The sequence below is a fragment of the Pandoraea apista genome, from assembly GCF_001465595.2.
GTDB lineage: Bacteria > Pseudomonadota > Gammaproteobacteria > Burkholderiales > Burkholderiaceae > Pandoraea > Pandoraea apista.
In genome coordinates, this window is sequence record NZ_CP013481.2 from 486,015 (window position 1) to 507,066 (window position 21,052).

Below are 21,052 nucleotides of genomic sequence, written 5' to 3' on the forward strand. Positions count from 1 at the left end.
AGGTATGCAATCTGTTGGCGTCCTGGAACCCTGCTCCGGCGCATCATCTGCGACATGTCCGATTGGAAGAGGATATCCGCGACGCCTTGCAAAGCGTACGTTTGCGGCAGCCTGCGCTTGCGGAAAGAATCCGTCTGCTCGAATTAAGCGCCGCGGTTGGCGTGCAACATGCCTTTCTGGGATTTCCGGCGGCATCACCACAAGAGTACGCCCGCTGCACAGCGCTGGCCCGGCATGTCCATGACCGGAAGTTGCCGATAGAACCTGTGTTCATGGCCCGCGCCGTGGAGGCCGATGTTCAGGCGATTCTGGCGATCCGCGACGCGACGCAGGCCCCCATGGCTGCGGACATTTTTATCGGCATCAGCGATTTACGGCTGCGGGTCGAACACTGGACGTTCGAACAAGCACTGCAAAAGCTCGAGAAAGCGTGTGCTTTGGCCGCACGGGAAAACTTGCCGTTCCGGGTGTCGTACGAAGATGCTTCCCGCGCAGGGCCGGAAGCGCTGACCCGGGGGCTGCAAGCGGCGACCGGCTGGGGTGCCCTCATCGTCGTGATTTGCGACACCGTGGGTGACTGTGTTCCCGAAGGGGCTCGGCGCCTGACCGAATTCGTGATGAATGTGCTCGCACGGATCCATTCCTCCGTGGAAATGGGCTGGCATGGCCACAATGACAAAGGCTTGAGTCTGGCCAACGCGTGGGCGGCCGCCACGAGCGGTGCGTCAATGATAAGCGGCACTTTTCTGGGCGTCGGAGAGCGCACCGGCAATACGCCGCTGGAGCAGTTCATCTGGTTGTTGCGGGAAGCCGGCAATAGCCACTTCGCTCTGGAGCCCATGGCTAGCTTATGTGCCCTTTTGGCCGAATCCGCGGGCATCGGCATTGCCCCGCAGGCGCCGCTGGTCGGCGCCGATGCTTTCAGTACTTCCACGGGCACCCATGTCGCCGCAATTCTCAAGAGCCGCGACTTCGGTGAGGCATATGAGGACCTGGTCTACTCGGCCGTGCCGGCGCGCGCGCTCGGTCGCGAGCAGGCTTTGTTGCTGGGGCCGGGCAGCGGTCGCGCCGCGGTGGAGTATGCGTTGCATGTCTGTGGTGTGGACGTGCAGCCGGAACGGGTCGCGCGTCTTTGGGCGTATTGCCGTAGCCGCCAGGGCTGTCTGACGGGCGTGGATGAGATCCGCTTCGTCGTCGAGCAATTGCTTCGGGACGAGGCGTCATCCCCGGCGGGAGCGTCGTCATGAGCTCCCGGCCGGTTGCGGTCGGGCCGGTGCTTGGGCCCGCGCTGGCGGACGCACTGCATCAGTATTTTGTCCACGCCGATGTGCAGCAATTGCTGGCGCAACTCCGGGTCTTGATGCCCATCCCCTTTTCGGGGGTGGTGCTGTATGGCAGCCTGGCGCGGCGTCCGTTGCCGGCGGAATTCGGCGACTCGGATGTCGACTTGCTGCTGCTGACCGATGAGCCTGCCCACGGCGGTATTTTCGGTTTTGCACAGGAGGTTCAGGTGGATCTTCATGTGCAAACGCGCGCTGCGACACTGGCTGACCTCGCGTCAAACTGGGTTTACGCAGATGCGCGAATTCTCTGGGACGCAAGGCCACCCGAACTGCTGCAATGGCAAAGCACGCTGCGAGCCTGGAAGAGCGCTCACCGGCCCGAGTGGAACGAGGTGGATCGTTTGCGCAATCAGGTTTGGGCTGAGCGACTGATCCGTCGGCTGGAGAAGCTGGCTCCCGTGGATGAAGGGAAAGCCTGGCTGCTGTCGTCACGGCTGATTGCCGCCATACCGCAGTTCCATGCGCACGTGCGTGGCATGCATACCACGTCGTTTAGCCAATGGTGGGGTGCGTTGGCGGTCAGCGACCCGCTGTTGCATGACCGGCTGGACCAATACCTTTGCGCCAGACAACTCCGCCCGCAAACACTGAGAGAGATTTTTGCTCTGATTTTCGAGGCTCCCGTGCCCTGCGATCCCGGTCAATCGGTGCCTATGCCATGACACGCCCCCGTATTTCGGTGCTGCTCGCCGTTTTCAACGGAGAAGCGTTCCTGTCGCAGCAGTTGGAAAGCCTTGCTGCGCAGTCGATGTTGCCCGATGAGCTGGTTGTGTGCGATGACGCATCCACGGATGCCAGTTGGCACATACTGGAACGCTATGCAGCGTGCGCTCCCTTTGCCGTACGGATGCAGCGGAATGAAAAAAATCTGGGCTATTCCCGGAATTTCGGTTGCTGTCTGGAAATGGCGCAAGGAGAGATTCTGTTTTTCTGTGACCAGGACGATGTCTGGTTTCCGGAGAAAATTGCATCTGTGGTGCAAAAAATGGAGTCCCGGGACGATGTTCTGCTGGTGATCCATGACGGGAAACTGGTGGACGAGAATCTGATATGGCAAGGCGCATGCAAGCTTGGACAGGTAAAGGCCTTGTATGCGCCGGAGAGATTCGTTACCGGATCGCTGACGGTGATCAGGAGGCCTTTGGCCACGCTGGCCCAGCCGCTGCCCGACCAGATCAGTCATGACGTGTGGATCCATGCGCTGGCCCTGGCGTTGGATGCACGTCAGATCGACCCGCAGCCTTTGCAACTTATCCGACGGCATGGGCGGAATGCCTCCCTCGGGCGTAGCAGCACACTTAGGCCATTCACACGCTGGCAGGCGATGCTATTACGCTGCCGATGGCGCGATCATCAGTATTGGGAGGAGGAGGCGTATGTGGACCGGGAGGTCGTCCGACGTTTACGGTTCCGAGCTCAGACGGTTGGCCCGTTCATCCGTAGCGACTTGCCTGTACGCCTTGCCCGGCTTCTGCGCAGAGCCAAGCGTATTGAGCGTTGGCGAAGCTGGCCGGGAAGCCGCTTTCTATTCAAATTCTTGTAACACGTGAGGCCCTTGATGTATTTGCCCGTGACATATCTTGATGGGTTCCGTCTGGACATCCAGGGAGCGCGTGACTATGGCACGCCGTTGGCGGATGCCTATCAGCTCGCCACACCTTATCCGCATGTTGTGGTGGACGATCTTTTCCCGCCGGACATCGTAGCGCGCTTGTGCCGGGAATTTCCCTCCGCCGAGGTAGATCATTATCTTTATGACATTGGTTACCGTGGCAGTTTGAAAAGACAGTACTCGCCAGAAAATTGCAGTTCTTTTTGCCGGCAGTTTTTTCAGTTATTGAATTCGGCGCCATTTCTGGAGTTTCTCGGCGCCGTGTCGGGTATTTCGGGTGTCCTTGGAGATCCGTACTTCGAAGGGGGTGGTTTCCATGAAATATTGCCCGGCGGGAAACTGGGAATTCACCGCGATTTCCGCATCCATAAGCGCCTTTCTTTGCTCCGAAGGTTGAATGTCATCCTGTATCTGAACGAAGGCTGGGAGTCCGGGTTTGGTGGGGACCTGGAGTTGTGGAGCCGCGACATGCAGCGCTGTGTGCAGAAGGTCGCACCCGTGATGAACCGATGCGTTATTTTTGCGACGGACGACTGTTCGTTTCATGGTCACCCTGATCCGCTGAGCTGCCCGTCGAACCGCTCCCGGCGCTCCCTTGCGACGTACTACTACACTGCCTCCGAAAATATCTTCGACGAGATTCCGTCGAGGCGCACTCATTTCGTCGCTCGGCCGGGTGAGGCTGAGGACATTAGGATTGCATTGCGCGAGGCCCAGGTTAACTCGGTAAGTTGAGTCTGGTTTGATGAAGCAGGAGCGATTGGCGGTTGCCGCGCCGAAACGACGCCGATGCGGCTCTTATGTGCGCGAGATCGGGCTGGCACCAGAGAACATCGTCAATCGTGACTTCGGCGCAGCGACACCGAACGAGAAATGGCTCGCCGACCTGCTTCAGTTGTTAGTAAGCACGAGGTGATGCGATTTGATTCGAGATGGTTTGCTGTGCAGTGCTAAAGTGGGCTTCCTCGGTCGCTGTTGTTGCTTGGGGAGGCTCAATTCCCGCTTGCGCCAGCATCCAAAACTCAATCTTGTCATGCCACATTCGTAACATGTCGAGCGGCCTGCGTCTATAGTGCTTTTCAGCCAGCGCTGACGGCTTGTGCCCCTGAATCTGTGCCACGACGCCTACGGGAACCTAGCACCATTCGGATAGTGTGCCGAAGGATCGGCGCGGGCCGTGTAGCGTTACATGAGGCAGACCGGCGGATTCGATAGCCTGGTTGTGCGCGTAGCGCGGTTCGGCAATCCGTCCCTTCCCCGAATTGAGGCTGTGAAACACCCAGGGGATGGCTCCCATTTCTGTCCGCGTTCTTCCAGGCTGCGCAGGCGGCGTTTGCTCGGTGGCGTTTCATTGAGTTGCTTCAGATTGAGCAATAGGGAGGCCAGAAAGGGCGTGAGGGGAATTACACGCCCGGTTTCGATCTTGTCTGCGATCTGAAGACTTCGCCACTGGAAGTCGACATTTTCCCAGCGCAGGGCAGCGAGTTCCTCCCGGCGCGCGCCGGTGATAAGCAAGACCTGCAAATACGCGGACTGCACTGGACGCGCAGCGCGATGCGCTCGATCACGTCCGCACTTACGCCTACGAGCATCACCTGCTCACCCGTTACACGGACTTCAACGGCTACGCGGTCCACCTGGAATGGACGTGGCGAGGGCAACCCCTTGGCGCGGTGGCACCGACAAACCCTGCCGACGCGCGTTGCTCGCGCACCTGACCTGTCCGTGAAATTTCGTACCAAAGAAATCTAGAGATAATGGCTCCTCAGCTCAGATGAGGAGTTGGTATGAAGAAAAGCCGGTACAGCGACGAACAGATTGTGCGGATACTGCGCGAGGCAGATCGAGACACAGTGCCTGAGGTGGCCAAGCGCCACGGCGTGAGCGAGGCGTCGATTTACGCTTGGCGAAAGCGCTTCGGTGAGATGGTCAGCGATGACATCAAGCGCCTCATGGCACTCGAAGCGGAGAACGTCCGACTGAAGAAGCTGGTCGCCGACCAGGCGCTCGATATCCAAGTCCTGAAGGAGATCGGCGCAAAAAAGTGGTGAGCGTGCAGGCTCGCTGTGAGCAAGCCCGGTTTGCGATGGCAAGGGGCTTGAGCCAACGGCGAGCGTGCACGCTGATGCAGGTCAGCCGTTCGAGCTTGGGTTACGAGCTCAAGATGCCGAGCAAGAACGCGCCAGTGATCGATGCGATGCGAGCATTGTCGGGGCAATTCCCGCGCTTCGGTTCGCGTCGCATTCGAGTATTGCTCGGGCGTGAAGGCATCGTGGTCGGTCGAGACCGTTGTGCTTCGCTCTGGGCGCAGGCCGGCCTGCAAGTACCAATGAAACGTCGTAGACGCCGCGTGGCAGGCAGTCGTCCAAGACCCCATGCGCCAGCAACCCGCAACTCGGTCTGGTGCTATGACTTCGTATTCGATGCCTGTGCGAACGGCCAGCAAGTTAAATGCCTGACGGTGGTCGATGAATATACGCGGGAGTGCCTGGCGATTGATGTGGCGGGATCGATTCGCTCGCGTCGAGTCATTGAAGTGCTGAGCCGGTTAATTAGCGTGCACGGCGCGCCACGTTATCTGCGCTCAGACAACGGGCCGGAGTTTGTCAGCACAGCGCTGTTGAAATGGGCAGTCCAGGAGCAGATTGAGACGGCACTGATTGACCCCGGCAAACCATGGCAGAACGGCACCAACGAGAGTTTCAACGGAAAATTTCGTGATGAATGTTTGGCGATGGAGTGGTTTCGCAATCGGATCGAGGCGAAGATCGTGATCGAGGACTGGCGCACTCACTACAACGAAGTGCGCCCGCATTCGAGTTTGCAGTACCTGACCCCGGCTGAATTCCGTCGGGTTAGCGAATGTAGTTCAACCACCGGGGCTGTGATTCTCTAGACACCCGTGGTACGAAAATATCCGTCAGGTCACCGCGCGCTATGCGTTTGAGGCACGGCTCCGGGCATCCGCTTCAGGCCGATGGCGGCCGTAGTCCTTCGGCCGCTTACGGCCCGAAGCGGACGTCTGGCCTCACGTTGTATGTGTCCGTTTTCAGTAGGAAGCGTCCAACGGAGGGCGGACTGCAACCAACCGGCAGCAGACCTACCTTGTTCGCGCTCAAGCGCCCGCCAAGTGTCTCAGGGCAAACAGTCAGGCCAATCGATTGAAAAACACTTCGAATATGCGGGTTGATTGCGTCATTCATCGAAAGATAGATGGCGAACGAACCACTCCATAGCACACTGGCTCGTCACCTCGAAGTGTTTCGCATAGAGCGTAAAGTGCCTCGTGAAATCATCGCAAGTTGTTTGGGTGGTAGCGCATCCTCATACGCACGCAGGCACAGATCGGTGGCCGTCAACGTGCCTGCGTCGGCCTCGATCATCAACAGCGGCGTCGGGGAGATGCGTGTGATGTACTCCGCAGGTTCGTTTTCGCGCGATCGCTCTGCGCTGCGCAACGTCACCTCGTTTCGCCACTGCGGCGCGAACGCTGCTGTGCCTGCATAAAATGCGTGGCTGTCGGCTCCCGCCATCGCGCGTGGCTCTGCAGGATCGACACTCGTCGCAGGCAAGATGTCTGGGGTGCCCCCCGACGAAGCATTGCGCGCGGTCCGCCTCGAACGCCCTAACAACGCGGTAACGTGATCTGCGCGTGTCCGACGCAATGCCGATTGATAACGATTGATCTGCGGCAGCTGCGAAACCACACATTTCACTCGGCGATCGACCGCCGCAACCTCAAGCACATTGCCACCGCTGAAACTTGAACCCCAGATCCCTATGCGTGTGCCGTCCACGTCTGCCCGAGTCGAGACGTAGGTAATCGCGTCGCGATAGCACCGTTTCTGCAACGCCGGATCAACTTCCTGGCGCGGTATCCCTTCGCCGTCACCGAAATTGCGATGGCCGTAGACGAGCACAGCAAAACGTGCGCCAGCGAACGCCTCAGCATAACGATCGAGATATTGCCCCTTTACCGCCGAGAACCCGTGCGCCATCACGATGGCCGGGTGTTCACCCGCACGCCGCGATTGAATGGGCAGATAGAATCAGCCGCGCAGAAGCGCGCCCTCTGAAAGAAACGCCACGTTTTGACGTCCCATTGCGTATCCCTCTTGAATCAGGTGCGCCCGAGTTTTGGCGCTCAGGTCTCACGTTACGCAAGTAAGGCGCGTGTTGCGCTGCAAGTCAGGACATGCCCTACGCCAATTCGGACAATCTGAAATACGAGCTCGGCGTGGTTCCCGTTACGAGACGAAACATCGCCGCAAAGGCGCCCGGTGCCTCGCCGCCGCGGTCGAGTCTCGCCGCGACTCGCTTTCCTATCTTGATGTAGAGCCTGACGGCGCGGATGTGCTCTTCGTATGTGTACATGAACTACCTCCAAGTAGTCCAAGATTTTGTCCGCATCCCCGATGCAGTTGAACATTGTTCCCTCGGACACAACGTCCCTAGCTACCTCGGATCCACTTTGCGTGAAATTCCGCACTCGTCGAGCACCGAGCAAGAAGACGCGAAATAAATTCATGTCGATGCCGATGATATTCATTTGACTTATGGTATCGGCATTTACGACGCATTTGACGGATATTCCCCCCATTTCTAGACTCCATCGAAATGATTCGCCGACATGGCGAGAGTAGCCACATTGCGACCATGGCCGAGCCGACATGTCGGGTGTCAAGGGCCTAAGCCGACCTGGAGTTGCTTTTTATTGATCGCGGAGTAGGCGCGGCAGCGTGACTCAGCATTCGCTCGAGGCCGGGATTGTCGCCTTTTTGCGAGGCAAATTCCTGTTCAATCAGCCCATCGATTTCCCGTGGGTAGATGCCGAATTCTTGCCGAATTTGTTGCACACTCTCAATTGCTCACGGTCGAAATAATAAGCAAATAATTAGTACTGCATATCATATAAAAGGCCACAAATGAAGGCCATTCGCATTTTTTTTCTAACCACAAAATAGGTGTTGGATATGCGCTTCAAGTATGGATTTGTTGCATTGCTGATGGGGGTTTCATTTTCCGCGCTCGCACAGAGCTCAGTCACGATTTACGGGGTGATTTCAGATGGGATTGGATACTTCAATAACGAGGGTGGGCATTCCAACGTCCGGCTTGTCAGTGGCGCGAATCAGAACAACCGTCTCGGTTTTCGTGTGAATGAGGACCTGGGTGGCGGCATATCCACGATCGCAACGCTGGAGAACGGATTTGACATCAACCAGGGGTCGCTGGGTCAAGGCGGAAGAATGTTCGGCCGGCAAGCTTTCGTCGGGCTGTCAAGTCGAGAATACGGCACGATCACGATCGGACGCCAGTATGACGTGCTGTGGGACTATCTCGACCGAATCGAACCTCATGCAATGGGGCCAGGGCTTGCCACTAGCATAGGCAGCAACGACAACATTGAGGGCAATTTCCGCTACAGCAATTCGGTAAAGTACAAGAGCCCTGAGTGGAAGGGGCTGGAGTTTGAAGCGCTCTACGCTTTCAGCAACAAAGCTGGCGACTTCACACAGAATCGCGCATACAGCGCCGGTATCAATTACGCCTGGGGCTCGCAACGCTACGCATTGACCTACCTGAACATTGATCAGCCGGGCACGACCAACTCGTCAGGTGCGGTCAGTAACGACTACTCAGGCGGCGCATTCCAGTTGTTTCATACCAGCCCGCTGTCGCCCAATGTCGGCGTACAGCGGCAACGCGTATTCGCTGGCGGTGCGGAGAATGCGTTTGGGCGGGTGCGTCTTGGTGGCATCATCTCTGATGTTCGATATTCCTATCTGGACGGCACCAGCCTGCATCTCGATAACTTCGATCTTACCGCCGTCTACAACATTTCTCCGGCACTCGATATCTCGGCGGCCTACGTCTACTCGATGGGACACTATGGCGGGATCGATGCGTCGTCTCACTGGAATCAAGTGCAATTAGGCGCGGACTATTATTTGTCGAAGCGCACAGACGTTTATGCCTACGTCAATTATGTGAGGGCATCGGGCTCCCGAGCGACCGCTGTACTCTTCCTTGCCGCGGCGGCCTCCAGCACGAACACGCAGACCGCGCTGCTCGCAGGCATCCGACACAAGTTTTAAGCGTCAGACGCTGGTCGCAATTTCGCCAGCGTGATCCTTGAGGTGCTGGGGGGCTCTCATCGATTCACATTGGCATGTTGCGACCAGCGACCGATATCGATCTCGTGATTTTTCACCCGCAGCGCCGGAAATTCGTTCAGATTTTCCACACTTCCAAGACTACTTGGCGCGAAGTGTGTCAGGACCAACTTCTATCGAACCCCTGAATGACATCGGTCAGCAATCGCCTCATCCAAACGTTCGCTTCGTCTGATTCGAAACCTTCGTGCCAGTGCAGGGTGACAGCTGCGTGGGGTAGTTCAACGGGGAACTCGTAAATGCGCAGTGCGCTGTCTTGCGCGAATACTGCCGCGAGATGGTGAGGAACCGTGGCATACAAATCTGTGGCCGCCAAAACGTCCGGTAAAGCCACGAAATGCGGCACCTCCAATACGACATTGCGCTTCACTCCTTGCTGCACGAATGCGGCGTCTATAGCGTGGTGACTGTGCTCCGCAGACGACACTTGTACGTGCCTGGCCTCCATTAGAGTGTGAAGGCGTATCGTTCTTCCGCCCGGCAAACCTTTCCGCTTTCGCGTGATGCAAACATAAGTTTCGTCGAAAAGCGGCAAGCTGCGGGTGCGAGATTTCAGTGCGGGCAGATTACCTACAGCGAAATCGATATTGCTGCAGCGCAATGCCTCCTCGATCTCATCGGCCGGCAGCGGGAAAACGCCAAGACGCACATTCGGCGCAGTCTGGCGCAACAACTCACATATAGCCGGTAGGTACGCGAGCTCACCGGCATCGGAGATCGAAAGCCGAAACGTGCGGCTGCTGACCAACGGCTCGAATCGTTCGGCATACCGCAGTGCAACTTGAACGGATTCCATTGCTTTCGAAACGATGGTCGCGATTTCCAATGCCGCAGCTGTCGGCCGCATCCCGGTTCGAGTGCGAACAAATAGTGGGTCGTCGAAGAGTGTGCGAAGCCTGCCGAGACAGTGGCTGACTGCCGGTTGCGAAAGCGAAAGGCGCTCCCCTGCTCGCGTAAGGCTTCGCTCTTCCACAATCGCTTTGAATACGCGCAACAGATTGAGGTCTATACCGTCGATCGAGTTCATGATATTCGGCTGGCTTATGTTGGTGGAATTTTAGATCAATTTGACGCATGTATTCAAGTCACTGAAACTTGAATCCGCATCGACAAATCATCACCCCCAACTCCTCAGACAAAAATGAGCGAACCTACATATCAAACCATCGACGTGAGCGACCTGAAGCGTCGCGTGAAGGCGGACCGTTTTTTGCCTTCGCTTTACTACGATCCGTCACTCTTCGAGGCCGAGCTTGAGCGAATCTTCTACAAGACCTGGATTTGGGTCGCGCATGAAAGCGAGCTAGTTAACCCGGGTGATTTTCGTACCACTTTGATTGGCCGCCAACCGGTGATCGTGGTGCGCGACAAAAACGGAAGCGTCAACGTTTTTGAGAACCGTTGCCGACACCGCGGCGCTACTGTTTGTGAGCAACACAAGGGGAACGCGAAGTCTTTCACCTGCCCCTATCACAGCTGGTCGTACGGATTGGACGGCGCACTGCGAGGTTTGCCGTACAGCGACGGTTATGAGGGAGTCATTGAGAAGTCAGAGTTGCCACTCAAGGCGCTACGCGTTGGCATCTATCAGGGATTGATTTTCGCGAGTTTCAATCACGAGATTGAGCCTCTCGAGGATTTTCTTGGCAACGCGAAGCCGTGGATCGACCTCTTCATGAAGCAGGGTGCCGGGTATCCGATCAAGACGAACGGTGAACACAAGTTCAAGTTCAAAGGAAACTGGAAGATTCAGCTCGAGAACACCACTGATCTTTATCACTTCCCTGTGGTGCACAAGTCGTGGATGGATTCGATCGATGAGGAGACGGCCACCGCAGTGACCAGCTTTATTTCGAGCGATAAGGCCTTCTGTCGTTCGTTGGGCAATGGGCACAGCATTGCGGTGCAAGTGCCAGAGCTCATGAACATCGAGACTGACGACGGGGCGCCCCTGCCTGAGCGGTTCGAGCCGCTAGCGAAGTCGCTGCGTGAGAACCATTCGGAAGAAGAGGTTCGCCGCATCGTTCGGTCGCTGATGGGCGTCGGCTTCAACGTTAACCTCTTTCCTAATCTTGCGCTCTCGATGGCGTTCTTCCGAGTGCTTCGGCCTATTTCCGCCGACGAAACGGAAATTCGGCACATCGCGTTGGCCATGGACGGAGGGCCGGAAGAGGCAAATCGCGAGCGACTGCGCATTCACGAGAACTTCCAAGGCCCCTTCGGCTTTGGCAGCCCTGATGATGCGGAAGCGTGGGAGCGTGTCCAGCGAGGATCTTACGCCGGCCCGGACGTCCCCATTCTTCTTAACCGAGGCATCAATCGTGAAGTGACGCTGCCGAATGGCGACATTAACGGTCACTCTACCGACGAAACTGGTATGCGCGCTGGCTACGCAAAGTGGCTGGAGTTGATGGAGAAAGGACAATGAGTCTAGAAAATACGTCACTTGCCGTGCCGACCGTGGCCCGCGCTATCGAGCTGGTTTGGAAAGAAGCAGAGCTGCTGGATCGAAAAGAATACGCGGAATGGCTGCGTCTGTGGAATGCAGAAGGGATTTACGTCATTCCGATCGACCCCGCGACCAGTGATTTCTACGCGACGCTCAACTATGCGCTGGACGACCATGAGATGCGGAAGAAGCGGGTCGAACGTTTGATGTCGACATCCTCGCCGTCAGTCTCGAATGCGGCGAAGACAATCCGGACGGTGTCACGGTTCAACGTTGTTCGCGACTCGGATGGAATCGTCGACCTCCGTTCTGCGCAGATCGTCGTTGCTTACCGCCAAGGAAATGCTTCGCTGTTCGCTGCAGAGGTGGAACATCGGATCGACGTGTCAACCCAAGATGCACGCTTAGTGCAGAAGATCGTTCGGCTGGTCGATTCTTTGGACTCGTTGGCTGCCATCAGCTTCCTGCTCTGATTGAAAAATGTTCCGCCTTCGGCGCACGAAATCGCTCCGGCGGCGGAACCCTCATTAACTAGCAATCTTATCGATGCTTGAAAATGAACGATCAAAATCTTATTGAGGAAGTCCGCGCCTTGCGGAACACAGTAAACGAGCTTGCCGCTGAGGCGGACATCCGACGCATCGTCGCACGGTACATGTTTCTGTGCGATATCCCCTTGCCTGCCACGGGTGTTGCGCTTGAGGATCGCGTGAAGGAAATCGTAAGCCTCTATAGCGAAGATGCGATTTGGGAGGGAGTGGGCGCGCATTACAACGCGCAATTCGGACGCTTCGTCGGGCGCGAGCAGATTTACGCACATCTATCAAAGTTCTTCGAGCCTCGCGATCCGAAGATGATTCTCAACTGCCACTACCTTACGTCGGAGCAAATTCATGTCCGGGGCGAAACGGCGGAGGGTCAGTGGGTACATTTTCAGCCGTGGATCTTCGAGGATGGTTCGTCTGTCCTTCGGTCCAGTCGTATTAATAACGCGTTCAAGAAGGTGGACGGTGTTTGGAAGATGTCGCGCTATCGCACAGAGAACGTTTATATCGCGCCGCTTCCGAACAATTGGGCGACCAACGTCGCCAGCACGTCGATTCTGATGGAGACAGCGTAAGCCATTGGTCCCCTGGCAGGGGCCGCGATGTGTCCGTTGACGCCCGCGGTCCTCTACCACGTTACTGCCAAGCTTAAACGCGAAATTTGATTATGCAATCGACAGGCAAGACAACCTATACGGTGCGAGTCAACGAGATCAATGAAGAGGCGGTGGGGATACGATCCTTCCGTGTTTCTCGAGTAGACGGATTGCCGTTGGAACCCTATGAGCCAGGTGCTCATGTGGACGTTACCAGCCCTAGTGGCATAACACGCCAGTACTCGTTATGCGGTGATCCCGACGTTCGCGACGAATATCTCTTCGCCGTAAAGCGTGAAGAAAAATCGCGAGGGGGCTCGATATCCCTTCACGATGATGTGATGGTCGGTACGCAGTTGCTGATCGGTCGCCCCAGGAATCTCTTCGCGCTTGAGTCTCTGGCCAGCCACACTGTTCTGTTTGCCGCTGGAATTGGCATTACCCCGCTGCTCAACATGGCGTATCGGCTAGTGCGATTGCAACGCAAGTTCGTATTGCATTACTTCGTTCGCAGCAAGGCACACGCAGCGTTCTCAGAGATATTGCTTGCCCCTCCGTTCGCGCAACATGTTCACATGCACGTCAATGAGCCGCGGGACGGGATCGAACGCACGATGCATGAGGCGTTAGACCAAGCTGGTGGAAGTGCACATGTCTACACCTGTGGTCCATCGCCGTTCATGGAGTTGGTGGAAAAGATCGCGGAAAACTATGTTGCCGCGGACTCCGTTCATCTTGAGCGTTTCGAGGTGGCACCTGATCCTATATCTGAGGATAACGAGCTTGAGACCTTCAATGTGAAGGTCGCCAGTACCGGACAGATAGTGCGCGTGGAGAAAGGTGTGTCTATCGTTGAAGCATTGGCGACGATCGGGGTAGACGTGGACACTTCGTGTGCCGAAGGAGTCTGCGGGACCTGCGTTGTCGATGTCGTGGAGGGTGATCCATCGCATCGAGACCAATGCTTGAGCAAGAAAGAACGAGCATCCGGGAAAGTAATTTGCAGTTGCGTTTCCCGCTCTCGCTCACCGCTTTTGATCCTAGACCTTTAGAGGGTGCGAAGGAATTGACGCGGCAGCCTCCCTTCCAAAAACGATGAATACCGGAGAAAACACATGGACGCAATGATGAAACGACTTGCCGTACTCGAGGCCGAACACGCTGTACGCAGGACGATGGCCCGATATATGGCGCTCTGTGATGTCCCTAACGGCGGAGTAGAAGGAGAAACTCTAAAGGACCTGTTTGCGAGCGATGCCATTTGGCAAGGGATTGGCCCCCACTATGCGAACAAGTTTGGATACTTGCAAGGGCACGAGCAAATCATCGGGATGCTAAATCGATATCATCCTCCCGTGCCGCACTTCACGCTGAACGTGCACTTTCTGACGACCGAAACGATTGAGGTGAACCCTGATGCAGAGTTTGCCAAGGGTCGATGGATTATGCTGCAGACATCAGCGTACGTCGCAGGAAATTCCGAATTGATTGGTGCCAAGTTGGAAATCGATTTCAAGCCATCGGTAGACGGTACCTGGTTGATTCAGCACTTCCGTACGCAGCGCCTCTTCGATGCCCCTGCACAGCTCAATCCGGCAGTGCAGCTGGATCATGCTGCGCAACAATGAAGCAATAAGTGCATCCGCAAGCCCAATGTCTACTGACACGACTTGCGGATCACCTCAGATAAAAGATTGCGAAGCCAAACGTTTCCGCCATCGGCGTGGAAGTTCTCATGCCAGTGCAATGAGACCTCGGCCTTAGGAAGGGAAACGGGCGGCTCATAGATCCTGAGCTGGCCATTTCTAGCCGCCAAGGTACTGGCAAGCCTTCGAGGCACGGTCGCAAAAATGTCCGTCACTGCCAGAATCTTCGGCAATGCCGAGAAATGTGGCACTTCAAGAGCTATCTTTCGATTCACCCCTTGCAATCGGTAGGCGGAATCGACCGACTGGCGATAGTGTTCCTGCGATGGGACGTGGACGTGGAATCCCGCTAAAAAATAGTCGATGTCAACGATGTGCCCCGGGGGCAATTCGGCGCGTGATCGCGTCACGCAAACATACGACTCTTCAAACAGTACTTCCGCCCGAGTCTTCAATCGCAGGCCAGGTAGATTCCCGATCGCAAAATCGATGCGATTCGATCGCAGACCATCCTCTACCAAATCGTAAGGCAGCGGGTCGACCGTGATCTTGACGTTCGGGGCGAGGCTATTGAGCGCGCTACAGATCGGGGGAAGGTAAACCAATTCGCCTGCGTCGGACAGCGAGAGTCTGAATGCGCGTTCGCTTCGCATCGGGTCGAACGACTCCCCATAGCGCAACGCATCCCTCAATGTCAGAAGCGTACGCGAAATCGGGGACTCGAGCTCTAACGCTAAAGGCGTGGGCTGCATCCCAGTACGGGTCCGCACGAAAAGCGTGTCGCCAAACAAAAGCCGCAAACGGCTTAGCGAGTAACTAATTGCCGGTTGCGACAACGCGAGTCGCTCCCCCGCCCGCGTCAAACTACGCTCCTTCGCAATCGCATCAAAAACGCGCAGCAGATTCAAATCGATACTGTCAACCGTCGTCATGGCAGTGCTGTGCTTTTAGCTGTGGGATGTCGTTGGGTACACATAGCTTGCGGAGTCGATTCTCAAGCAGAACCTTTTGCGAGGCAACGACCTTGGGATTTTCCCCTAGCCCGTCGGATTTTTCGCGACCGGAATGGGCAGCGTCTGAACTGATTTTGCCTCGATCGCCTCTCCGACGCCATTGTGCTGCGCTCCCTAAATAGCCGCGTACGGCGGGCTATGTGACATCGCTGACGGTCCGTCAAAAGGCCGATGTCCGATCGCAGCCCTCTCATTGTCGAATGAGACATTCGTCCCGCTGATGATGGTGCGATTTTAGATGAATTTGTTGAATTAGCGGGTGGGCGCGAAAATTTGCTCATCGATACCTGACACGTGAATCGCCGGATTTCGATGACTATCCAGTGTGCAACTGAATCCACGGGAAGGCGCATCAGGGGGCTGCTATCGGAGGCTCCAGGCACCTTGCGTTGGGAGCGGATACGCGGCGTTTCCTTGGCGCTGGAAACTAAGTTTATGGGGAAGACTCGTTGTGAATGAATTGCTCTCTGAATTTTCGTTGGGCTCGGGTGATCGCACGATCGTGATCAAAGACTCGATCGATATCAAGGGATTGAGGACCTCCATGGGGAGTCGAGCTTTTGCGTCCGATAGTCCGGCCGCCTCTCACGCTGAAATCGTCGATCTTTTGATCGATGCCAACTGGAGAATCGTGGGCAAAGCGAACATGCACGAACTGGCGTTCGGCATGACTGGCATCAACGACTACGCTGGCACACCGACCAACCCCCAAGGTGAGGAACTTATCCCTGGAGGATCGTCAAGCGGGTCCGCTGCTGCGGTAGGTCGGGGGCTCGCTCAGGCTGCAATCGGCACCGATACTGGTGGCTCCATTCGCGGTCCGGCGTCGTGCTGTGGCGTTATAGGTTTAAAGCCGACGTTTGGTCGAGTGAGCCGTATCGGTGTGCTTCCGATGGAATCATCTCTGGACTGCGTTGGCCCCTTTGCCCGATCGATGTCTGTAATTACCGATGTCATGTCGGCAATCGCTCCGAATTTCGATAGCAACGCAGCCGACTTCAAGCGAGTGAACGCTGCTGGGGTTCGCGTGGGCATGGTGCGGGCTCAAGCGGATTCGGCGATCACAAGCGCTATCAAGACGACGATTTATGAAAGTGGCTTGGCTCACGCCGAGCTCGATCTCCTAAAAATCTCAGACGCGTTCAATGCTGGCCTCACCGTAATCAACGCGGAGACGTGGCTTGCGTTTGGACACCTTTGCGGGAAAGCCCTGCTAGGGCCGGACATCGAGGCTCGCCTGCTGTCCGCTTCCCGTGAGTCGCCTTCATCGATTGCTGCGGCGGAGGTTGTGCGAAAGGTTTTTACGGCAGAGGTCGACAACGCTCTCGACCAGTTCGATGTTCTTGTTCTGCCCACGATGCCGGCGCCGCCGATAACGCTAAACGCCGCTCGGGGCGGGGCATCCGTAATCGGCTTGTCCTCCCTCATTCGTCCGTTCAATTTGAGTGGCCATCCAGCAATCAGCATTCCCGTTCCCGTGTTTGGCCACGTCGTTCTGGCGGGACTGCAGGTTGTTGGTAGACGCGGTGCCGACGAGAGGATTTGTGCAATTGCTCAGTTGCTGGAGGCATCGATGAGTTCGCGGCTCAGGATGCATAGGCAACTGCAACATCAACACAGCTAATCATCTCGATTCTGACCCATTGGTCGGTGCGCAGGGGTTTGTTGGTCGGCGTTTCGGGAAACATGAAATCCCGAATTTTCATCAAGAGAAATCATAGGATGGCAGTTCATTTTTATAAGGCTTGAGGCTATGAGCATTGCGGCGGAAATTTCAGACAACGCGCAGGTCAGTACGACGGATAGCGATAAGAAGCGCATCCGTCGAGCCGTTTTGACCTCGGTGATCGGACAGATACTGGAGTGGTATGACTTCTTCTTGTATGGAACAGCGGCAGCGTCGGTTTTTGGGACGATATTTTTCCCAATCGGAGTCGATCCACTAACAGGCACAATCGCCGCATTCGGCGGCTTGGCGGCCGGATTCATCGCGCGGCCGATTGGCGGGATCTTGTGCGGGCACTTTGGAGATAGATACGGTCGCCGCGCGGTGATGATGCTCACCCTTGGTGCAATGGGGAGCAGCACATTTCTCATGGGGCTCATTCCGTCCTACGCACAAATTGGTATTGCCGCGCCGGTACTTCTTGTCGCGCTCAGGCTGGTGCAGGGTCTGGCGGCAGGCGGAGAGTGGAGCGGCAGCATTTTGCTGATCAGCGAGAATGCACCTCAGCGAAAACGCGCCCGTCTGTCGGCCTGGAGCCCCTCCGGAGCGGTGATCGGATTTGCACTGTCTACCGGTGCGTTCATGCTGGCGCAACGCTGGTCGGGAGAAAGCTTTCTCACTTGGGGCTGGCGCGTTCCCTTTCTGCTTAGCGTGATCATGATCGGTATCGGCATCTACCTCCGGTCCCACATCGCAGAGAGCGAGGATTTCGCGAAACTCAGCAAGGAAGGAAAGGTTGCACATGCGCCGCTGTTGGAAGTTCTGCGGACGTGCCCGGGCCGGGTGTTGATGGTGTTCGGGCTGCGTTTGGGTGAGGGGACTGCATCGTGGATCTTCTTTGCTTTCTCGATCGCTTTCGGAAAATTCTGTGGAATTTCTGATCAGCTGGTCTACAGCGGGCTGATCGTTTCGATGTTGCTGTCGATCCCCGTGTGTTTGTTTTCTGGATATGTCAGCGACATCATTGGCCGCAAGCCTGTGTATTTGATTGGCGCGGTCGGTATCGTTGCACTTTCATATCCGTTCTTTGCGATCTTCCAAAAAGGTACGACCGTTGCTGTGATGACGGCACTTCTCCTCGCGAATAGTCTGGTTCTAGGCATTCTGCAAGGTTCACAGCCGGCATTCATCAGTGAATTGCTCCCGCCGAGACTCCGCTATTCTGGTCTTGGGATTGGACGAGAACTGTCTTCGGTATTAGGCGCCGGGTTCGCGCCGGTTATCGCGACAGCACTGCTCGCGCATTATCGAACCATAGGCCCGATTGCTCTTTATCTTGCCGCGCTTGGCATGGTGACAGTGATAGCGGCGTTGATCGCACCGGAAACCTACCCCAGAGAGGCACGGACTCGGGATCAATCGACCTAAGGACGTTGCCGCTACGTGGTTAGCCGCGGGACGGATGCCCTGTCCCATCAGTTCGGTCACGGTGATAGTTTGTCGTCGAACTGATGGGTCAGGGCATCTGTCCCTATTCTTAGATGCGTGGCCGTAAATGAACGTTCGAACGGTAGGGTAGGCACAATGAAGCAAGTCAACATGACGACCGTTGATCTAAACCTGCTCAGGACATTTCTTGCAATATGGGAGGGGCGTAGCTTGACTGTCGCCGCGGACAAGCTTCACGTCAGCCAACCCGCAATTAGCCACGCATTGCGCCGCCTGCGGGAGGTTTTCGACGATCCGCTGTTTGTTCGAAGCTCATTGTCGATGGAGCCGACCCCCGCAGCAACCCGATTACATTTGCCCATTCAGGAAGCGTTCACCATCATTCATGGTGCTCTTGTGAGGCACGCTGGTTTCGAGCCTGCGACCGCGTCACGAACGTTTCGATTGGCAATGTCGGACATGGCTCAACTGCACGTGTTACCAGCGCTGATGCAAGTGCTGGCAACACGTGCCCCCAATGTAGAAGTGCAGGTCCAGCAACTGCCTGTGGATCTGATAACCACGGCCTTACGCAAAGGCGACATTGATCTTGCCCTAGGGTACCTTGCTGAGCCAGGTCACGAATGTCGTTTTGACAAGCTTCGTGAGGACGAGTTTGTGTGCATGCTGCGGGCTGAACATCCGTTCCGTGCCAGCGAGTTGACGATCGAGGATGTGAATCGCTTGCGGTTTGTGCATTCGTGCACGAATACCACCGGCCACAACTCGGTAATGGAGGTCGCGTTTCGCCAAGCAGGAATTCAACAGAGTATTGCGTTACAGGTTCCGCAATTTACTATTGCGCCGCAGGTTGTTGCGATGACCGACCTTGCCTTTATTCTTCCGCACCCGATCGCAGAGCAGGTAAATCGCGATGGCATTTACCGATTACTACGCCTTCCGCTTACGCTGCCGACGATAACAGTGGGCCTTTACAGCCACGACCAATTTTCCGAGGACGACGGTATCGCTTGGCTGCGCTCGGTGCTCATCGAGCTATTTTCATCAAATTCCGAGAGCCCTTGGTAAGGGGCTCTCGGACTTCTCGCGCACATCCTGGATCGGCGATCAACCAGCCGGGAAAACAATGCCGGCAAGTCTAAGAAATGCTGTATTCCAGCGTTTGCATTGGGTAGTGGGGGCTTCTGCCAGAAAACGTGGGCAAAGACAGAAAGTCGTCGCGGAGTCGCTGTCGAATGGGAGAGGCGAGCGCTTGCCTCAGTGCGTGGTGGGAGTCGAAGACAGTTTTGTTACGTTGCATGTGGTTCGCACGCTCAACAGGCAAGCTGCTGAGATAGTCGATCCGGGTATAGATCTCAATTTCACGCACGCCAGGCAGCTGTGCCATCAGAGGGGGATGATTCCGGATGTAGTGATCGTGCCAAGCGTTCTCGTTCTCCGCCGGACCTTCATAGGAAACCAAGTAGGTACATTTCTCAATGCCATAAGAACACGTCTGACTCGGTTCATCAACCGGAAAGCGGCGCGTTAACATTGCTTGAAGTGCCCAGTCGCAATTCGCAAATGATGGAAATGAATGAGGATCGAGTAACGAATGCAACGCGCCGCCTTTCGTGAGAGCGGATTCAAGCGTATCGATGCCACCAAAATGCAACTGCAACGAGCACGCTGGCGCATCCTCCGCCGGGATGAAGGGGTCGTCCGCTTTTGCCGTGACAGGGAGATGAATCGCGAGCTTCTGCAGGCCGGGAACTAGATCTAGCAGGTCGTGAATCGACGCGGCACTGGCGGTGTTGTCGTGTTCGGCGCCACCATTCCTGGTGGTCGCAGTAAGAAATACGCAGAGTGACATTGTGAGCCTCTTTTTAAGGCGTTCGTAATTTTATCTGTTAGGCGTTATGCCGTGACGTGATGACTCAGGCGGTGAAAGGCTCTGCCGAAATAGGTCAAACAGTCGTCACTATCGCCAATCCTAATTTGGGCGATCTCAATGAAAATCACCGTGTGTGAGCCGACGATTTTCGTATAGGCAATGACACCCTGGAGGCTAGCGAGCGCGTCGCGCAAGACGGGCACACCGAACTCCCCCTCCTCCCACGCGTCCGCAGAAAATCGTTCCAAATGGGGAACGTTTGCCATGCCGGCAAATTGCATTGCAAGTGCTTCGTGGTGACCAGGAAGAATGTTAATGCAGACCCTTCCGTTGCTTAGCAACGCGTCGTGAGCTGCTCCTTTTCGGTTCAGGCAAACAAGCACGGTCGGCGGGGAGTCGGTAACCGAGCAAACTGCGCTAGCTGTGACGCCGTATCGACCACTTGGCCCGTTGGTACTCACAACATTCACGGCCGCGGACAGTCGCGACATCGCCTGTCGGAAGTCTTGCGTCATAAATTCGTTGATCTGCATGTCCGTGATACCTGTGTCAATGAATACGGGAATCATAGTTTGCTCTGTTCGCTGCAAGCAAATTCAAATAAATAATTGATGCTATTAGTGGTGATTATTTTTATCTTCGATCTTTCGCATTCTGTGTGGAATAACTATCAATTATTCGCGG

At 56.0% G+C, this 21,052-nt stretch carries 19 protein-coding genes and 2 pseudogenes; 15 read left to right on the plus strand and 6 right to left on the minus strand.

Translation table 11 applies throughout. The annotated features are described in order from the left end of the window. Positions 1-62 precede the first annotated feature (62 nt). The 5 genes and pseudogenes from AT395_RS02310 to AT395_RS25815 all read left to right on the plus strand — a co-directional run. Positions 63-1,247 (plus strand): hypothetical protein, encoded by a 1,185-nt coding sequence (locus AT395_RS02310; protein ID WP_072632750.1) that lies wholly within the window; start codon positions 63-65, stop codon positions 1,245-1,247. Then, positions 1,244-2,005, plus strand: coding sequence for a nucleotidyltransferase family protein (locus AT395_RS02315; protein ID WP_048628163.1), 762 nt, complete (start codon positions 1,244-1,246; stop codon positions 2,003-2,005). The genes AT395_RS02310 and AT395_RS02315 overlap by 4 nt, the downstream gene beginning before the upstream one ends. Beyond that, on the plus strand, positions 2,002-2,886 hold the full coding sequence (locus AT395_RS02320; RefSeq protein WP_048628162.1) for a glycosyltransferase: 885 nt from the start codon (positions 2,002-2,004) through the stop codon (positions 2,884-2,886). Before AT395_RS02315 ends, AT395_RS02320 begins: the two co-directional genes overlap by 4 nt. A 15-nt stretch (positions 2,887-2,901) precedes the next feature. Further along, the gene (locus tag AT395_RS02325) at positions 2,902-3,690 is read left to right on the plus strand and encodes a 2OG-Fe(II) oxygenase (RefSeq protein ID WP_053086327.1); all 789 of its coding nucleotides are present in this window, start codon (positions 2,902-2,904) and stop codon (positions 3,688-3,690) included. Positions 3,691-3,697: 7 nt separating this feature from the next. Beyond that, positions 3,698-3,859: pseudogene (locus tag AT395_RS25815) on the plus strand (IS3 family transposase); the annotation flags it as partial. Here AT395_RS25815 and AT395_RS02330 read toward each other — a convergent pair. Next, positions 3,854-4,497 (minus strand): annotated as a pseudogene (locus tag AT395_RS02330) (tyrosine-type recombinase/integrase); the annotation flags it as partial. The pseudogenes AT395_RS25815 and AT395_RS02330 overlap by 6 nt on opposite strands. A gap of 245 nt (positions 4,498-4,742) precedes the next feature. Here AT395_RS02330 and AT395_RS02340 point away from each other — a divergent pair. Further along, a protein-coding gene (locus AT395_RS02340) for an IS3 family transposase (RefSeq protein WP_150691301.1) occupies positions 4,743-5,851 on the plus strand; the annotation gives its coding sequence in 2 pieces (ribosomal slippage) (positions 4,743-4,992 and positions 4,992-5,851; 1,110 coding nt in all). 352 nt (positions 5,852-6,203) lie between these two features. Here the strand turns inward: AT395_RS02340 and AT395_RS02345 are convergent. Beyond that, entirely contained in the window at positions 6,204-6,953 is a 750-nt protein-coding gene (locus AT395_RS02345) for an alpha/beta hydrolase (RefSeq protein ID WP_231606072.1), read from the minus strand. Positions 6,954-7,928: 975 nt separating this feature from the next. Here AT395_RS02345 and AT395_RS02350 point away from each other — a divergent pair. Beyond that, on the plus strand, positions 7,929-9,053 hold the full coding sequence (locus tag AT395_RS02350) for a porin (RefSeq protein ID WP_048628159.1): 1,125 nt from the start codon (positions 7,929-7,931) through the stop codon (positions 9,051-9,053). Positions 9,054-9,231: 178 nt separating this feature from the next. On the opposite strand, the gene AT395_RS02355 is transcribed toward AT395_RS02350, so the two are convergent. Next, positions 9,232-10,158 (minus strand): LysR family transcriptional regulator, encoded by a 927-nt coding sequence (locus AT395_RS02355; RefSeq protein ID WP_048628158.1) that lies wholly within the window; start codon positions 10,156-10,158, stop codon positions 9,232-9,234. A 114-nt stretch (positions 10,159-10,272) separates the two neighbouring features. On the opposite strand from AT395_RS02355, the gene AT395_RS02360 reads away from it, so the two are divergent. The 5 genes from AT395_RS02360 (at position 10,273) to AT395_RS02380 (ending at position 14,349) form a co-directional block, all read left to right on the plus strand. Beyond that, positions 10,273-11,559: an aromatic ring-hydroxylating oxygenase subunit alpha gene (locus tag AT395_RS02360; RefSeq protein WP_048628157.1), complete on the plus strand. Its 1,287-nt coding sequence runs from the start codon at positions 10,273-10,275 to the stop codon at positions 11,557-11,559. Continuing rightward, positions 11,556-12,053 carry an aromatic-ring-hydroxylating dioxygenase subunit beta gene (locus AT395_RS02365; protein ID WP_048628156.1) on the plus strand — a complete coding sequence of 166 codons (498 nt, stop codon included), beginning with the start codon at positions 11,556-11,558 and terminating at the stop codon, positions 12,051-12,053. The genes AT395_RS02360 and AT395_RS02365 overlap by 4 nt, the downstream gene beginning before the upstream one ends. 83 nt (positions 12,054-12,136) lie before the next feature. Beyond that, positions 12,137-12,700 (plus strand): nuclear transport factor 2 family protein, encoded by a 564-nt coding sequence (locus AT395_RS02370; RefSeq protein ID WP_048628155.1) that lies wholly within the window; start codon positions 12,137-12,139, stop codon positions 12,698-12,700. 92 nt (positions 12,701-12,792) lie between these two features. After that, positions 12,793-13,773, plus strand: a complete 981-nt coding sequence (locus AT395_RS02375; RefSeq protein WP_048628154.1) for a PDR/VanB family oxidoreductase — start codon at positions 12,793-12,795, stop codon at positions 13,771-13,773. A 63-nt stretch (positions 13,774-13,836) separates the two neighbouring features. After that, positions 13,837-14,349: a nuclear transport factor 2 family protein gene (locus AT395_RS02380; RefSeq protein ID WP_048628153.1), complete on the plus strand. Its 513-nt coding sequence runs from the start codon at positions 13,837-13,839 to the stop codon at positions 14,347-14,349. Positions 14,350-14,378: 29 nt separating this feature from the next. Here the strand turns inward: AT395_RS02380 and AT395_RS02385 are convergent, their stop codons facing one another. Then, positions 14,379-15,299 (minus strand): LysR family transcriptional regulator, encoded by a 921-nt coding sequence (locus AT395_RS02385; RefSeq protein ID WP_048628152.1) that lies wholly within the window; start codon positions 15,297-15,299, stop codon positions 14,379-14,381. A gap of 532 nt (positions 15,300-15,831) precedes the next feature. Between AT395_RS02385 and AT395_RS02390 the strand changes: the two genes are divergently transcribed. The 3 genes from AT395_RS02390 to AT395_RS02400 all read left to right on the plus strand — a co-directional run bounded on the left by AT395_RS02390 (position 15,832) and on the right by AT395_RS02400 (position 19,563). Next, positions 15,832-17,004, plus strand: a complete 1,173-nt coding sequence (locus tag AT395_RS02390; RefSeq protein WP_048628151.1) for an amidase — start codon at positions 15,832-15,834, stop codon at positions 17,002-17,004. Between the two features lie 129 nt (positions 17,005-17,133). After that, positions 17,134-18,474: an MFS transporter gene (locus tag AT395_RS02395; RefSeq protein ID WP_082164679.1), complete on the plus strand. Its 1,341-nt coding sequence runs from the start codon at positions 17,134-17,136 to the stop codon at positions 18,472-18,474. A gap of 156 nt (positions 18,475-18,630) precedes the next feature. Then, on the plus strand, positions 18,631-19,563 hold the full coding sequence (locus AT395_RS02400; RefSeq protein ID WP_048628150.1) for a LysR family transcriptional regulator: 933 nt from the start codon (positions 18,631-18,633) through the stop codon (positions 19,561-19,563). A 70-nt stretch (positions 19,564-19,633) separates the two neighbouring features. On the opposite strand, the gene AT395_RS02405 is transcribed toward AT395_RS02400, so the two are convergent. Both AT395_RS02405 and AT395_RS02410 read right to left on the minus strand, forming a co-directional pair. Next, on the minus strand, positions 19,634-20,347 hold the full coding sequence (locus AT395_RS02405) for an EthD family reductase (RefSeq protein ID WP_048628149.1): 714 nt from the start codon (positions 20,345-20,347) through the stop codon (positions 19,634-19,636). A gap of 44 nt (positions 20,348-20,391) precedes the next feature. Beyond that, positions 20,392-20,901, minus strand: a complete 510-nt coding sequence (locus tag AT395_RS02410; protein WP_048628254.1) for a flavin reductase — start codon at positions 20,899-20,901, stop codon at positions 20,392-20,394. Positions 20,902-21,052 lie beyond the last annotated feature (151 nt).

Coding starts and splice junctions, on each gene's coding strand:
- AT395_RS02315 (WP_048628163.1), top strand. CDS start 1,244: ATGAGCTCCCGGCCGGTTGCGGTCGGGCCGGTGCTTGGGCCCGCGCTG.
- AT395_RS02320 (WP_048628162.1), top strand. CDS start 2,002: ATGACACGCCCCCGTATTTCGGTGCTGCTCGCCGTTTTCAACGGAGAA.
- AT395_RS02325 (WP_053086327.1), top strand. CDS start 2,902: ATGTATTTGCCCGTGACATATCTTGATGGGTTCCGTCTGGACATCCAG.
- AT395_RS02345 (WP_231606072.1), bottom strand. CDS start 6,953: ATGGCGCACGGGTTCTCGGCGGTAAAGGGGCAATATCTCGATCGTTAT.
- AT395_RS02350 (WP_048628159.1), top strand. CDS start 7,929: ATGCGCTTCAAGTATGGATTTGTTGCATTGCTGATGGGGGTTTCATTT.
- AT395_RS02355 (WP_048628158.1), bottom strand. CDS start 10,158: ATGAACTCGATCGACGGTATAGACCTCAATCTGTTGCGCGTATTCAAA.
- AT395_RS02360 (WP_048628157.1), top strand. CDS start 10,273: ATGAGCGAACCTACATATCAAACCATCGACGTGAGCGACCTGAAGCGT.
- AT395_RS02365 (WP_048628156.1), top strand. CDS start 11,556: ATGAGTCTAGAAAATACGTCACTTGCCGTGCCGACCGTGGCCCGCGCT.
- AT395_RS02370 (WP_048628155.1), top strand. CDS start 12,137: ATGAACGATCAAAATCTTATTGAGGAAGTCCGCGCCTTGCGGAACACA.
- AT395_RS02375 (WP_048628154.1), top strand. CDS start 12,793: ATGCAATCGACAGGCAAGACAACCTATACGGTGCGAGTCAACGAGATC.
- AT395_RS02380 (WP_048628153.1), top strand. CDS start 13,837: ATGGACGCAATGATGAAACGACTTGCCGTACTCGAGGCCGAACACGCT.
- AT395_RS02385 (WP_048628152.1), bottom strand. CDS start 15,299: ATGACGACGGTTGACAGTATCGATTTGAATCTGCTGCGCGTTTTTGAT.
- AT395_RS02395 (WP_082164679.1), top strand. CDS start 17,134: ATGAGCATTGCGGCGGAAATTTCAGACAACGCGCAGGTCAGTACGACG.
- AT395_RS02400 (WP_048628150.1), top strand. CDS start 18,631: ATGAAGCAAGTCAACATGACGACCGTTGATCTAAACCTGCTCAGGACA.
- AT395_RS02405 (WP_048628149.1), bottom strand. CDS start 20,347: ATGTCACTCTGCGTATTTCTTACTGCGACCACCAGGAATGGTGGCGCC.
- AT395_RS02410 (WP_048628254.1), bottom strand. CDS start 20,901: ATGCAGATCAACGAATTTATGACGCAAGACTTCCGACAGGCGATGTCG.